A 14614-nucleotide genomic window follows, 5' to 3' on the forward strand; every position below is an offset into this window, starting at 1 on the left:
ATACCATCCTGCTTGTCTTTGTCGTCCGTCCTCCGTGTTGCGACAACCGTTACATAGTTCGACTATGCGCCTGTTGTCGCGCCTTGATGACGAACGAAAATCCGGCGCGATCTGGTATGTCATTTTCCGGCAATCGCCTAAGCTGATTCGGCGGCACATCGACAACCCGGCCCCCTGCCATTCCCCATTGCGTCTGCGGCATCGGCCGGTACAGTCCCGGCACCGCCTACGACGACCCATCTATTATTGTGACTCCCGCCCCCTTGTGTGCCGTGTGACGATTGTGACTGACACATGCTAACTTGTTTTCGGGTGTGAGCAAACAACGACTCAACGACCCACCCGACCGGAACCGTCGGGAACACGACTGACGACTGTTGGCGAGACCGCCTACGCTTGAACTAGTCTCCAGGAGAGGCGCCGCAACTTCAGTCCCGGCGAGGCAACCGGATACCTTTTTTTTAAAATGACCCGTTGCAGACGACCCCTAGGCCGATTCGCACGCATGGCGTTCACCGTTGCCCTGCTGGCGTTCGCGGCGCCCGTCGGATCCGCCCGGGATACGACGCACGATGCGGAAGACGGACAACTGCCGACCGATTCCCGTATCCAGGCCGCGCGAGCCGCCCTGGACGACTCGGGCCTGAACGAGGATCAGCGCAAGCAGGCATCGGAATACCTGGACGAGGCCCTGAGGCGCCTCGAACTGGCAGGTGCGGCCAGGGAAAAACTGAAGCGCGTACGCGAGCGTGTCGAAGGTGCACCGAAGGCAATCGAGGCGGCCCGGAACGCTGCCCGCGTCGCCGAGGGCGAACTTCCTGACGAGTCTGACGGGGACATGGCGGCGCTGGAGGCCCGCGCCGAGAAGCTTCAGGTCGAGCTGTCCGGTGCGCGAGAGCGATTGAAGGCCGCCGATCGAGAGCTGTCCTCTCTGGTGATCGGCGCCAGGGACCTCATTGCCAGGGTGGCCGGCAGGAGTTCGGAACTTGCCCGTCTGGAAGCCGAGGTCGCAGTGCTGCCCGACCCGCCGCGCGACCTGCTCGAGCAGGCCCGGGGGTGGTCACTCGTTGCCAAGCGCGACCTGACGCAGTCGGAACTCGACGTCGCGCAGGTGAGGCTCGACAATCAGGACACCCTGTCGAGGCTCGCGCGTGCCGAACAGGAACTGGCCAGTGCTAAGGTCGCCCGGTTGACCGCGGTACTGGAGGGGGTGAACCAAGTGCTCGGCGAGCGGCGTATTGCCGAAGCCCGTGACGCCCGGCGCGAGGCCGAGGACATGAGCCGTCGGGGCACGGAATGGTCGGCGCCGTTGCAGACCCTGGCCGAGGACACGGCCATGCTTCGAGCCGACCAGGAACGCGTGGTGGCGACCCGGCAGCAGCTGGAACGGGAGCTGACGGCGGACCGGTCCCGGCTCTCCACGCTGCGGGGCGATCTCGACAGCGACCGGAGGCGGGTCGCAGTGGTGGGTGCCAGCGATGCCATCGGTCGTATGCTGCGGCGGCGCCGAGATGGTCTACCGGATGTGCGGGCGCTGGCTCAAACAGTGGCCGATCACCACGACGCGATCAGTAGCGCGGCCGATCGCCAGGTCGAACTCCACGAGTCGCAGCAGGCACCGGAGAACGTTCTTGCACTGGCCGCAGAGGACACCGCGACCCGCCAGGAGGCAAAGCAACTGGTACGGGCTCACGCGCAGGCGTTGGCCGACCTGGAGCAGGCCTACGGTGTCTACCTGACGCAGGTGGGCAGCCTGGAACTGGCCGAGCGCGAACTGATCGAGGTCACCGTCGAATACCGTGACTTCATCGACGATCAGTTGTTCGAGATTCGGGGTCCAGGACTGTGGTCGGCCGAGACCCCGGCCCGGCTGCTGGAAGGGATCGCCTGGGGTCTATCGCCTCTGAACTGGACCGCGGTCGGAATGGATCTTCTGGCGCTGGTGCACGCGCAGCCGTTCCGCCTGCTGATTCTTGCCGCGCTGTTCCTGACTCTGTTGAAGAACCGGAGACGGGCTCGGGCACGACTGGTCCTGCTCGCCCGCTCGACCTACAGGATCCGCAGTGACAATTTCCTGCTGACGCTGGAGGCACTGGGGCTGACCCTGGCGCTTGCGTTCGTCTGGCCGCTACCGGTGATCGGCATCGGCTGGCCGCTTGGCCAACTGGGACAGGCGACCGACTTCACGCGGACGGTCGCTGCCGGTCTGGTGACCGCCGGACTGCTGCTTGCCGGCGGGTCGTTCCTCTGGCAGCTTTGTCGAACCAGCGGACTCGCCGACCGTCATCTGCGCTGGTTCCCGCCGTTTCGAATCGCGTTGCAGCGCGAAATGGTCTGGGCCGTGCCGGTGGCCGTACCGCTGGGCTTCGTGATGAGTCTGGCGGCAGACGCAGACCTGCCGGCCGCGCAGCAGGCCTTCGGGCAGATCGCATTCATCGCCTTGATGGGCGTCTGGACCACGTTTAACTGGCGCCTGTTCCACCGCAACGGCCCGGTGATGACGGCGTTGCGGGATCAGGGCAAGATGCCGGTAATGCGGCAGTTGCATTTCCTGTGGTTTCCGGCCGGATTGTTATTGCCGCTGCTGATGGGGCTCCTGTCGTTTCTCGGCTACCAGGTCCTGGCGCTACAGATTAACCTTCTTGTCGAGCAGAGCTTCTGGCTGCTGCTGGGACTGTGGATCCTGCGTGACCTGCTGCTGCGTTATCTGACCATCAGTGAGCGACGGCTGCGTCTCGATGAGGCGTTGCGGCGTCGCGAGGAACTGAAGGCGCATCGGGCCGCCGGAAGCGAGGCGGTCGACGAGGAGTCGGCGGCGGTGTCCGATGAAGAGGAACTCGACGTCGACCTGCTCAGCGAACAGGCCAGGCGCGTGGTGCGAGTGGCCTTCCTGTTTTGTGCGCTGGCCGGGGTATGGCTGATCTGGAGTGAACTGCTGGCCTCTCTGGACATTTTCCGCCAAACCAGCATTCCGCTCACCGGCAGCGAGAACACCGGCGGCGAGGGTGACGAATCGGCATTGACGCTCGGCGGTGCGCTGTTCGCCGGGCTCCTGCTCGGCGTGACCCTGCTGGCGACGAAGAACATCCCGGGGGTGCTGGAGATCGCGCTCCTGCAGCGCCTGCCGCTCGATGCGGGGGCGCGCTACACGGTCAAGACCTTGATTCAGTATCTGATCGCAGGCGTGGGCCTGGTGGTCGCGCTGGGCAGTCTCGGGCTGCAATGGGACAAGATCCAGTGGCTGGTCGCGGCACTTGGTGTCGGTCTCGGTTTCGGGTTACAGGAGATCGTCGCCAATTTCATCAGCGGTATCATTCTGCTGTTCGAGCGACCGATCCGGGTCGGCGACGTGGTCACGCTTGACGGGACGACGGGGGTAGTCTCTCGCATCCACATCCGGGCAACCGCAATCACGAACTACGACAAGCAGGAACTGCTGATCCCGAACAAGGAGTTCATCACCGGTCGGGTGGTCAACTGGACCCTGACCGACAAGGTCAATCGTATCGTGATCACGGTCGGTGTGGCGTACGGATCCGACGTGGAACGTGCCATGGCGTTGATGCTGGAGGCCGCGCGCGAGAACGAGAACGTACTGGACGAACCGAATCCGATCGCCTCGTTCGAAGGCTTTGGTGACAATTCGCTGAACCTGCTGCTGCGCAGCTTTCTCGGCGCCATGGACAACCGCCTCGCTACGATCACGGCACTGCACAAGGCGATCAACGCCAAATTCGAGCAGGCCGGGGTCGTGATCGCGTTCCCCCAGCGCGACCTGCACCTCGATACCGCCAGACCGCTGGACATCCGCCTGCATCGAGGGGGCGGGGGTCGAGGCCAGGAAGAGGACCCGTAACCACCACGCACCGCAAGTCCGGTTGCGAATCGAGAGACGCAGATACCCCCCCTTCGCTGAGGAACAACGGTGGTTCCTCGTTGGCGAACGCGACGAAGCGAACGGTGAGCGGCGGTGTGGTCCCGGCGAGCAGACGAGCGATCTCCGGAAGAGCGGCCACCCCCGAACCGTTGTCATTGGCTCCGGGGCTGCCGGCCACCGTATCGTAGTGCGCGCCCATGACGACGAACTCGTCGTCCGATTCACTGCCGGGAAGTTCGGCTTCGATGTTGTGGACCGTCACACCCCCGCTCTCGAAGGGTTGGTGGCTCACTGTGTATCCCGCATCGATCAGGGCGGCTTCCATATACGCCGCGGACCCCCCAGCGCGCTATACCCAAGCACCCTTGGCGGTCTCGCTGTACGCCATCCGACCCTGTTCGCCGGACCGTGCCGTTTCCGGACGATCAGGCGCACACAACTGTCCCGTTCAGGCTCATTTTTGGTTTGGAAAGGACTGCCGGTGTGGTTTCTTTCGCGTTCGGTTCCAGAGCGAGCGGTTCCCTTTTCCTGCTCGAAACCGAAAAGGGTGTGCCTTCGAGTCCGCAACCCCTGTAGTAACAGGCCCTTCCTCCTGTGGGCCAACGCCCGTGGAGGGGAAAATCCTACCCAGCGGCGAGGCGTCGGTCGGCGTGGTTCACCAGTGAATGCCGCTTCCACAGGTAATAGGTCGCCGGTAAAACGTAGAGCGACAACAAGGGGGCGGTGAGCATGCCACCCACCATCGGAGCGGCGATCCGGCTCATGACCTCGGAGCCGGTCCCGCTGTCGAGGAAGATCGGCAGGAGCCCGGCGACGATCACCGCCACGGTCATGGCCTTCGGCCTGACACGCATCACCGCCCCTTCCATGATCGCCTCCCGCAGACCTTCCAGCGTGAGTGGCCCCTGTTCCATGCGCCGCTTCAGGCTGTTGTCGAGATAGACCAGCATCACGACCCCGAACTCCGCCGCCACGCCCGCCAGGGCGATGAAACCGACTCCGACGGCCACCGACATGTTGTAGTCCAGCAGATAGATGAGCCAGAAGCCGCCGACCAGGGCGAAGGGCAGGGTTATCAGCACCAGCAGGGCCTCGGTGCCGTTGCGGAAAGCGAGATACAGCAGGACGAAGATAATGACGAGGGTCAACGGGGTCACCTGCACGAGGCGTTCGCGGGCGCGCAGCATGTACTCGTACTGCCCCGACCAGGCGATCGAGTAACCCGGCGGCAACGAAACCCGCTCGGCGACCGTCTTCCTTGCGCGTTCGATGTAGCTGCCGAGATCGACACCACGGATGTCGACGAAGGTCCAGCCGTTGAGACGGGCGTTCTCGCTCTTGAGCATCGGCGGACCGTCGACGAAGACAACCTCGGCCACCTGGCCGAGTGGAATCTGCGCCCCGGTGGGGGTGACCAGTGGGAGCCGGCGCAGTTTCTCGACGTCGTCGCGCTGCTCCCGGGGAAAGCGCAGGTTGACGGGATAACGTTCCAGCCCCTCCACGGTTGAAGATCCAGCCCACGCCGGTGGCGTCCGGGCCGAGGCGGGGTTGCACTCCCTCGGGCATATCTGAGGCAGCCTGGTTCGGGTATTCGAGCACGCGCGCCCGGGCCCAGTAGAGATCGGTGCCGTCTTCGAAGATGACATAGACGTAGGAGTCGCCGAAAAAGGAAAAGCCCCGCACGATGCGCGCTCCCGGCACCGACAGCAGTGTGGTCGTGACCGGATAGGTGACCTGCTCCTCGACCACCTCCGGCGACTGTCCCGGATAGGCCGTGCGGACGATCACCTGGACGTCCGACAGGTCGGGCAGGGCGTCGAGCGGCATCGAATACCCTCCTGCTGCGCTCGGTATCCGGTAGCAGTCACCTGTGGCGTGGTGGCGCCGGAACCAACCGGGTGGCATAGTTTCTCATGTTTTACCGGGACCGAAAGCAGAACCGGGGGGGCTGGAATTGCCCCTCAGCGAGCGCATGCCGTTTCCCTGTGCGGGCGGGCGTCGCATAGAAAGGTTCCTTCAAGCGACCGCCGTTGCCCCCGGGGGCAACGGCGGGACGAAGCGGCTATAGTTATGTCAGATTCGAGGCAAAGCGTTTCACCGGATCTGCCCGCGCCATTTGCGTGGGCGTCCGAATGGCCATCTGGGGGGGGCAGTGACACCGGCATGACTGAGGTATTCGTACTTCCGGACAACTTTATCGGCAAGGAGGACCGGGAGAAACTCGAAAGTTTCGCCGCACACGAGATCTCCCATGGCAGGGCCACCCGCTGGGCGTGGTCCCGTCGCGGAAACGGTGACGACCGGTTCGCGATCTACCGGGGCGGGGTGAACGAGGAACTGGTCGCGATCGTCGGGCGGGACCGCAAGGCGGATGCGTTCTATGCCGGCGACGGCGACGGCAAGCCCTTCGTGACCGGCGCGCTGGACCATGTCATGGCCGGACTGGACGAATGGCTCGCCGAACTGCACGGTGAGCGACCGAGCTGACAGGGGGAGGGTGCGACGGTTTCACCGTGAGTGAAGATCCAGGGAATGGATTGTCCCCGGATCTGCTGCTGACCGATCTCTATCGGTTGACCATGCTGCAGGGCTAACGGCACGCCCGCATGCACGAAACGGCCGTGTTCGAGGGCATCGTCCGCGACCCCCCGCCGGGACGGGGATACCTGGTCGCCGCGGGTCTCGAGCAGGTCCTCTCGTTCTTCGAATCGGCGCGCTTCACCGCCAGTGCGTTCGACTGGCTGTGAAGCTGCAAGCAATTACCCCGGCATTTGTCGACTCCCTCGCAGCCTTCAGGTTCACCGGCGATGTGCGGGCAATGCCGGAAGGTCCCTTATTCTTCCCGCACGAGCCGATACTGCAGGACATCGCCCCGATCTCCGAGGCGCAACTCGTCGAGATCCGCGTCATCAATCTGCTGCAGTTTCAGGTGCTGATCGCGGGCGAGGTCGCGCGTTGCGTAGCCGCGACCCCGAAGTCCCTGCTTGTCGATGTCGGGCTGTGGCGCGCCCCCGGGGCGGAGGCCGGCTTGCTGGCGGCACGCGCCGCCTATATCGGCGATTCGACGGGACCTCCACGGTACTGGCCGGTCAGCGTTTCGGGATCCCGGTCTTCGGAACGTGTCACAATACGCGTCGCAATCAACAGGAGGAACCATGCATCCGGCATTGGCACTGTGAGCGGTGGGAATGGACGCGATCTCCCGGTTGCGCCTGTCGTCCTTCGATCCGGACGGACTGATTCAGAAGGCGAGACACAGTACGGGACTGAAGGATTTTGGTGACGATGCGCTGCGCGAGTCGATCACGCGCCTGTTCGATTCCTACCGGTTCGAATCGCGTCTTACCCTGAACGGGCGTATCGCCATGCTCCGCGATGCCTCGCGCCTGCTCGAGACGCGGCTGAGGCTGAACGCCTTCTGGCGCGAGCATCCATCGATCAGCGAGCAGCCGATACGCCGGCCGATCTTCATCACCGGCATCCCCAGGAGTGGCACGACGCTGTTGCACGGGCTGCTGGCTCAGGATACCGCCAACCGTGCGCCGCTGACCTGGGAGGTCATGTTCCCGCTGCCCGCACCCCCTACGGCGAGGGACAGGGAAGCCGGGATCCGCAGGACCGCCAGGATGCTGAAATGGATGGACCGGCTGGCCCCGCGATTTCGCGCGGTGCATCCCCTGGGCGCGACCCTGCCACAGGAATGCATCGCCATCACCAGTTACACCTTTCAGTCGTCCCAGTTTCACACCACCTGCAGCACGCCCTTGTATGAGGCTTGGCTCTCGCGGCGCGAGTGCTGTCCCGAATACGTATTTCACCGGCGGTTTCTCCAGCACCTGCAGTGGTGCCGTCCCGACGAACGCTGGGTGTTGAAGGCGCCTTCTCACCTGTACACCCTTGACGCACTCCTGGCGACGTATCCGGATGCCGCGATCGTGCAGACCCACAGGGACCCGGTGGCCGCGATTGGTTCGGTGGCGAGTCTCACCGAGGTGCTGTACGGGGCCTTCAGCCATCGCGTCGATCGGGCCGCCATCGGCCGCGAGGTACTGGAACGCTGGTCCGACACACTGGAACGGGCGGACCATGTGAGAGCGACGGCATCCGGGGTTGAGAGCCGGTTCCTGGACGTCCGGTACCATGACCTGGTGGCGGATCCGTTTCGGGCAGTACGAACCTTGTACGATGGGCTCGGAATGGAACTGACGGCTGACACGGAGCGGCGAATGCGGCGTTTTCTCGACGAAAATCCGAAAGACCGGTACGGCAAGCACCGTTACTCGCTGACCCGGTTCGGGTTGGACGCCGCCGATGTCGGCAAGCGGTTCTCCGAGTACCGTGATAGGTACGAGGTCCCGCAAGAGGTTTCCTGACGGTCGATGCGCGATTTGGCCTGGCTTTCGTATCGGTGGACGGCGCTGTGCTTGTCATCCATACTTTTTTATCAAAAGGTTAAGAAATTAATTTTAAGTAATACTTGAGATACAGCCATGTCGAAATCGGAGCGATCGGGCTCAGTAGTCGTGCTCGTAGAAGAAATCGATCGCCGACTCCCCGTAGTCGCTACCGGTCCCCTTGATCTTCAGTCCCCGACCGATGGCGTATTCGATACCCACGGCGTTACCGCCCTTGTTTCGGTTCTGAGGATTGCGGAACACCCTTTCGTAGGACATGTAGACGTCCTGCGAGAGATATTGCCCGACGCCGACGCTGCCGGCCGTGTCGCTGTCGCCAAGGTCGATGGCGATGCTGTCGAGCCCGATGGCCGAGCCCAGCGACCTCTCCAGCAGGCTGGAGGCGACGCCGCCCGCGACGCTCTGGGCCTGGCTGGACAGCGAACTCTGCTCGGAACTGGTCAGCCGGTCGGAGGTCTTGCCGAACATCAGCAGGGAAAGGACGTCGGACTCATCGAGTTCGGGTTCGCTTCGAAAGCTGATCTCTGGCCTCATCTTGCCTGTGTCCCTGTCCCGGATGCTGCGAACGTCGACGTAGACGTTGTAGTCCGAGACCCGATGCATCGCGACGACATCGTACAGAGGCTGGATCTCCTCGGTGCCGGTCAGGGTGACATGCCCCTTTTCCACGGTGAACTTCTTGCCCAGGAAGGTGGCGAACCCCCGCAGGGTGTCGATCTCCCCAGAGACGATGAAGGGGCCGTCGAGGTCTTTTCCGACTCGCACCTTGCCGCCCAGTTCCACGGCGGTCCCGTCACCCTGTACCCAGACGTTTCTGGGAAAATCGATACCGATGTCGGTGCGCAGGAAGGGGAGCGGGGGGGCATCGTGGCGGGCGGCCCCGTTCGCCTCTGACGCGTCCGAGACGACGGCCGCCTTACCGGGACCGTAAACCCCCTCGACCGTCAACTCCCAGGGTTCCACCTTCGACGCCCCGCTCGAGGGCAGGTTCTGGTAACCAAACCGGCCCCTGCTGACCCGCGATTCCCCGGTGACCGCCAGGTCCTGCTGCGACCCGCGCGCCTTTAGATTCGATGTCACCACCGCGGAGAACGCGGCAGTGCTCAGCAGGGTAAAGTCCCGGGTTTCGAGGCTGAGATCGATCGCCGCCGAGGTCGGTCCCGATCCCCGCAGGCTTGCCCATCCGCCGAGCGTCGCCTCGCCCGCCCCCGATGAAAGGGAGAACTTCTCGATTTCAACCCGCTTGTCCCGGGCTTTGATGCGTGCCTCGATGTCCTCGTAGCGCGCCCCCAAGCTCCTGAGCCTGAGCACACCGTCGCGAAGCACCAGCGTCCCCTCGACCGAGGGATCCTTCATCGTCCCTCCCAGGGTGAGATCGAGGTCCACAACCCCGGCGCTTTCCTGGATCTGCCTGCCCAGTACGCGGAGGATCGCCAGGTCGAACTCGTCGGCTTTCGTGCGAACCGAGAGGGCGCCGTCTCCCGTGACGTCGACGCTGCCGTCGATCGACATCAGTGGCGCACCGGATTGCGTCCATCGGGCCTCTCCCCGATAGACCGGGCCGTCGGACCGGAGTGCCGCGTGTAACTCCCCGAGGGCCCGCTGCTCCCACTGCATCCCGGCGGCCTCGATCGTCCCGTCGAGGACAGGACGCGAGGCCGTTCCGTTGAGAGAGGCGCTCGCATCGACCGTTCCGTCCAGTCCCGCCAGGGACGGGACCAGCGAGGCGCCCAGGTCCCCGACGTCCAGTCGCACAATCTCGAACTGCCCCTTGATTTTCCCACCAGGCGTGCGTTCCCCGCCGGCTTCGATCCGCTGCACCCCGTTGGTCAGCTTCGCCCTGGCCAGGCGGAATCCGCCGTTCCCCTCGAAACCGATCTCGACGGGAGCGGCGTTTCGCCAGATATAATCTCCGTGCTGAAGTTCGAGCAGATCCACCGTCGCCCCTGCAGGCGCGGCCGTCCGGACCCGTCCGGCGATCCGCGATCCGGAGAGTGCCCCTTCGATCACCTCGACCGCCAGACCGCCGGCGTGGTCGGCGTAATCGGTCTCCACCGTCAGATCGCCGATTTCAATGCCGGGACCGGTGAGACCGGTGGCGTTTCCTTCGAGCCGAAGGCGAGGTGAGTCCATCGGATCGTCGATGCTTGCCTGGACGTCGAGCGCGCCGCCCGACCAGCCTGAATACCGCCACTCGGCGAGGTTTAACCCACTGGTCATTTGCAGGGCTTCGGGTGTTCCCCTGATCGACCCGGTCAATAAGCCGCGTCCCCCGACGTCCCTGCCGGCAAGCCCACCAAAGGGCGAGGCATCACGCAACTCGACCCCGTATCGTAGATCGCTGGGGCCAGATAGGGAGACCACACCCCTGGCGTTCACGACTGCCGGCTCGCTCTTAATGTCCAGGGATTCGATGTCGAGGGTTTCGCGCTTCAGTGCGGCGCGCAATGAACCGGTCAAACCCGGAATCGCGCTGAACCCGGTGGCGTCGACGTTCAGGGTGAGGTGCAGATCCCTGGCGGATGCCGAGAACCCGCTGCCCCCCAGCTCGAGCGAGGCGTTGGCTCGGCCACGCTCCCCGGAAAGGAACCGGGCGAGGTCGACTCCCGAGACTCGGGCATCGAGCGAATAGCTGGGTTCGGTCGCGCGCAGGTCGGCACGAACCCGCGACTCGACAGTCCCTCCGGCATAGACGAGAGACGCCGTCAGATCCGCGGTCCGCGTGCCGCCCTTCAGGCCAACGGTACCCGAAAGGCGGGATGGCAGCGTGCCGGGCAGGGCACTGATGAAGTCCCTGAGTTCCAGATTGGGGATGTCCATCGCCGCGTCCACACGCCCGTCTGCCAGCGTCAGGCTGCCGCGGCCTGTTACTGCGGAATCTCCCGCCCGGACACTGAGGGACCCGACGGTCACATGCCCGTTTCCCAGTTCGCCCGTTAACGCGACATCGGTGGCCGGATAGCCGGTCATCTCCGCCCGGGCCTGAAATCGGTCCACACTGGCGGCGATCCGGCCCGGATGAATCTCCGCGGCGCCGGAAACGCTCAGATCCGAGATGGACAGTTCATCTTCGGTACCATTGCCCGGCAGGCTGGCCGTCATCGACGGGGTCTCGAGCACGAGATCGTGCAGCGCGATACCTGCCGTTCCGGTGGCAATCGCATCGCGAAACGCATTCAGGTCCTCGGCGGTCCGTATGTCCGCGCGCAGTCTGAGCGACGAGCGCAGTTCGTCGAGCATCCCGCTGAAACCCATTCCCTGGAATTCCAGATCGGACCGAAACGACGCCGCCGTCCAGTCGCCCTCGACCACGGTCCTGCCGCTCATCGTTCCGTCCAGGGCCTGGAGCCCCGTGAAGGTGCGCGACAACGCCGCCAGGTCCGGCCGATCGAGATCGAGCTGCAGGGAAACGGGTCCTTCTTTGAGCCGGCGCTCCAGTGGCAGGGAAGCGATCGCCGCGTCGATGGGCAGGTCGATCTCGAGCGCAGCGGCAGTCCGCGCCTGCTGGGTCATCGATGCCGAACCGGTCACGCGATGGTCCGAGTAGGTGAGCGTCGCGGCCGTTCGCTCGAACGGTGGCGATTCGGCGGGGGCGTGAGACAGTTCGATCTCAGCTCGAAGTTCCGGATCATCGAACGCGCCTTCGGCGCGCGCCGCGAGATTCATCCGCCCGCTTACCCAGGCGGGCAGTGCGAGGGCGTGGCGGAGTGCATCGAGGTCGATCCGCTGCATCGCGAGGGAAAGGGGTGTGATGCGGCCGTCGCGAAACCCACCCGATAGCGAAACCGTTTCCTCGCCGTGTTCGAGTCGAAAGGGAGCGATCGAGACCGTTCCAGGACCGAACCCGATTTTGAGGGGCCCGGTCGCGGACCAGTGTCTGGCGTTAAGGTTGGCCACCATGTGGTCCACCGTCAGTGCATGACGCTTTTCGTCGGATCGGAGGTCGCCCGCAACCTGTGCATCGACCCGGTCGGACTGCTTGAGCGCCACATCGAAGCGGCCCTGCCCGCCAGCGTCGTCCTGCCTCCAGTTCGCCTCCACCCTCAGTGAGTCGATGTCATAGGCACCGATCCGCCCGTCGGTCGCTTCCACCAGGATCTGCAGCGCCGGCCCGGCAACGATTCCGGTCAGGCCATAGTTCAGGCGCAGGGCGCCGATCGCCCGGTCTCCGAGTACCAGGTCTCGCGCCGTCAACCGGCCGCGGCTGGAGACATCGGGCCAGTGCCCGTCCGCACCCCCTTGCAGCTGAAGCGTCCCCCCGACCGGTTGCGCCAGGTAGGGTTGCAGGCCGTCCGCGCGCGCCGTCACCGTGTACTGCAGTCCGGCGTCGCCGGACCGGGCGATCCCGCCTTGCACCGTGGCGTCCGCGACACTGGTGCGCAGATCGAATTCCTGAACCCGTAGCCCCGCGGACCCGGTATCGAACCGCACCCGCGAGGGTTCGATATCGATCCTGCCCAGACGGGATTTTCCGATCTCCAGGTGCAGCTCCGATCGCCTCCCGCCGCCGGCGTCTGCCCCGGCCGAGGCTCGAAGATTCGCGTTCAGCTCACCTTCGAAGGCGGAACGATGGTAGAGGCTGGCGGGGTCGAACGCCTCGAGTCGCAGTTCGGCGTCGAAGGCCGGCACATCCGGGGTCAGGTCAGCGCGTGCATCGATCCTGAGGCTGCCCTTTGGGACATCGATGACACCATCGATCACGACCGAGCGCGGTGGCCCGATCGCCGTGACCCTGCCCTTCAACGGGCCGTGGAGGGCGTCGTTGCCGGTCAGGCGCCCGATGTCTGCGACATCGAAGGGGTCCAGGATCAGGTGCAGATCGGCCGGGTTCGGGCCGCCTGGGGCGATCCCGCCGAGCGTGATACGTGACCGGTCCGTCACCAGCAGCCAGTCGTCGAGACGCAGGCTGCCGTCGGCCAGCGAGACCGCACCCCGCAGGTCGAGGACGCTCACGTCCGCGGGCAGGGCGTGCCCCTGGAGTCGGTCGAGTTCAAGCCGGTAGGCCGCCTGTCTGAGGTCGCCGCGCAGCGTGGCGGAAAGCCCGGTGACCTCCCGGACGCCGGGTAACGCCGTGAGCGACAGTTCGGCATGTCCGTCGCGCAGGACCACTTCGTCAAACGCGATCGCCACGGGCAGACCACTGCTTAAATCTGCCGATCTGGTGTTTCCGCTGGAGAAGATGGCAACGATGTTCAGTCGTCCATCCTCATCCTGCTCCAGACGCGCCCAGGGGTCGAATATCTCGACCAACTGGACGTGAATCCTGCCAGCGAAAACGTCTGTGAGGTCGTACTCGAGCCGGACTTCCTCGATGGTCAGGACGGATGCGCCGGTGGCATCGCGCAGCTCGAGGTGCCGCAACCTTGGTGCCGAGAGCAAAGAACCGGTCAGCTCGCCGATAGTCAGACGGCCGTTGAAGGCCAGTGACACCGCCGAGGTCACGCCATCGACCAGCAGGTTTCGGACCGGTTGAACCAGAGAAGCGAACGGGCCCGGAGAAACGAGGACGACGAGCAGAAACACGGCGAGCAGCAACAGTCCGAGGGCAAGCGAGGTCACGGAGCGACGAAGGGGTAGGTGCATGCGGGAAAGCGATCGCGGAAGGGTGATGAGCCGGATTGTACTCGAGCCAATACCTGGTTTGACCTACCGAGACGGTCTAGGAGACCAGTGAGCGAACGCCGTCGCCCCTGGGGACAGGCGAGAAACGGGAGCTAGCTGGTATTATTCAATTTAATTATATAATATCTAGTGGCATTTAATTACTGCACGGTCCGGGTCAGGTGTTCTACACTAGCGCCAGTCCCATCAGTGGGCGGCCGTCCCTTGCGGTACCGATTCCTTCCCGTCCGGGGACTTCCGGGCCGGTATATGCCACAATTCCGAAAACTCCGATAGTTTGATCACGACCGGAACAAAGTTGCGTGGTTTTCATGATGATTCGGCGGAAAATACGAGCGGGTGATGCGCCGGTGTGCCATTCCACCGCGCCTGGGGGTGCAACCACATGTCTATGAAACCTTCTGAGGAGCGCTACTGCTGGGCGCCCTTCATGGGTGGGGTTACTCTCGGTCTACTCATGATCCTCACCTTCGTCATTTCCGGGCGCGGCATTGGAATCAGCGGCGGACTCACGCGTGTCGCGGCCTGGATGCAGGGTCTGATCTCCCCGGAATTGACTGCGAAAAGCGAGTATTTCGCGAAATACTTCGCAGATCAGGCCAATCCGCTGGACGATTTCCTGGTCTACATGCTCGCGGGCACGCTGGTCGGTTCCTTCGTCGCGGCGCTAACCGGCAGGGACCTGCGCGTCGAGATCCTG

General features: G+C 64.3%; 7 protein-coding genes and 3 pseudogenes. 6 read left to right on the plus strand and 4 right to left on the minus strand.

Translation table 11 applies throughout. From position 1 onward, the window contains the following. The first annotated feature begins 505 nt into the window (after positions 1-505). On the plus strand, positions 506-3856 hold the full coding sequence (locus LJE91_01145; protein ID MCG6867366.1) for a mechanosensitive ion channel: 3351 nt from the start codon (positions 506-508) through the stop codon (positions 3854-3856). Positions 3857-3905: 49 nt separating this feature from the next. Here the strand turns inward: LJE91_01145 and LJE91_01150 are convergent. The 3 pseudogenes from LJE91_01150 to LJE91_01160 form a co-directional block, all read right to left on the minus strand. Next, positions 3906-4082, minus strand: a pseudogene (locus LJE91_01150) (M28 family peptidase). 418 nt (positions 4083-4500) lie between these two features. Next, a pseudogene (locus tag LJE91_01155) lies at positions 4501-5382 on the minus strand (efflux RND transporter permease subunit). Position 5383: 1 nt separating this feature from the next. Further along, positions 5384-5782 (minus strand): annotated as a pseudogene (locus LJE91_01160) (efflux RND transporter permease subunit). Positions 5783-6040: 258 nt separating this feature from the next. Here LJE91_01160 and LJE91_01165 point away from each other — a divergent pair. The 4 genes from LJE91_01165 to LJE91_01180 all read left to right on the plus strand — a co-directional run bounded on the left by LJE91_01165 (position 6041) and on the right by LJE91_01180 (position 8250). After that, complete coding sequence (locus LJE91_01165; GenBank protein MCG6867367.1) at positions 6041-6364, plus strand: hypothetical protein; 324 nt, start codon at positions 6041-6043, stop codon at positions 6362-6364. Between the two features lie 119 nt (positions 6365-6483). Continuing rightward, complete coding sequence (locus LJE91_01170; GenBank protein ID MCG6867368.1) at positions 6484-6624, plus strand: hypothetical protein; 141 nt, start codon at positions 6484-6486, stop codon at positions 6622-6624. Next, a complete protein-coding gene (locus LJE91_01175; protein MCG6867369.1) occupies positions 6621-7160 on the plus strand; it encodes a hypothetical protein in 540 nt (179 codons plus the stop codon). Before LJE91_01170 ends, LJE91_01175 begins: the two co-directional genes overlap by 4 nt. Continuing rightward, positions 7066-8250 carry a sulfotransferase gene (locus LJE91_01180; protein MCG6867370.1) on the plus strand — a complete coding sequence of 395 codons (1185 nt, stop codon included), beginning with the start codon at positions 7066-7068 and terminating at the stop codon, positions 8248-8250. Before LJE91_01175 ends, LJE91_01180 begins: the two co-directional genes overlap by 95 nt. 141 nt (positions 8251-8391) lie before the next feature. Here the strand turns inward: LJE91_01180 and LJE91_01185 are convergent, their stop codons facing one another. Next, the gene (locus LJE91_01185) at positions 8392-13875 is read right to left on the minus strand and encodes a translocation/assembly module TamB domain-containing protein (protein ID MCG6867371.1); all 5484 of its coding nucleotides are present in this window, start codon (positions 13873-13875) and stop codon (positions 8392-8394) included. A 430-nt stretch (positions 13876-14305) separates the two neighbouring features. On the opposite strand from LJE91_01185, the gene LJE91_01190 reads away from it, so the two are divergent. After that, positions 14306-14614, plus strand: a 309-nt coding sequence (locus LJE91_01190) for a YeeE/YedE family protein (protein MCG6867372.1), incomplete at its 3' end; no start/stop codon positions are given.

Source organism: Gammaproteobacteria bacterium (genome assembly GCA_022340215.1).
Lineage (GTDB): Bacteria > Pseudomonadota > Gammaproteobacteria > JAJDOJ01 > JAJDOJ01 > JAJDOJ01.

Bases quoted from the DNA above. Each gene is read 5' to 3' on its own strand.
- LJE91_01185 (MCG6867371.1), bottom strand. From the start codon at position 13,875: ATGCACCTACCCCTTCGTCGCTCCGTGACCTCGCTTGCCCTCGGACTG.
- LJE91_01165 (MCG6867367.1), top strand. From the start codon at position 6,041: ATGACTGAGGTATTCGTACTTCCGGACAACTTTATCGGCAAGGAGGAC.
- LJE91_01180 (MCG6867370.1), top strand. From the start codon at position 7,066: ATGGACGCGATCTCCCGGTTGCGCCTGTCGTCCTTCGATCCGGACGGA.
- LJE91_01145 (MCG6867366.1), top strand. From the start codon at position 506: ATGGCGTTCACCGTTGCCCTGCTGGCGTTCGCGGCGCCCGTCGGATCC.
- LJE91_01170 (MCG6867368.1), top strand. From the start codon at position 6,484: ATGCACGAAACGGCCGTGTTCGAGGGCATCGTCCGCGACCCCCCGCCG.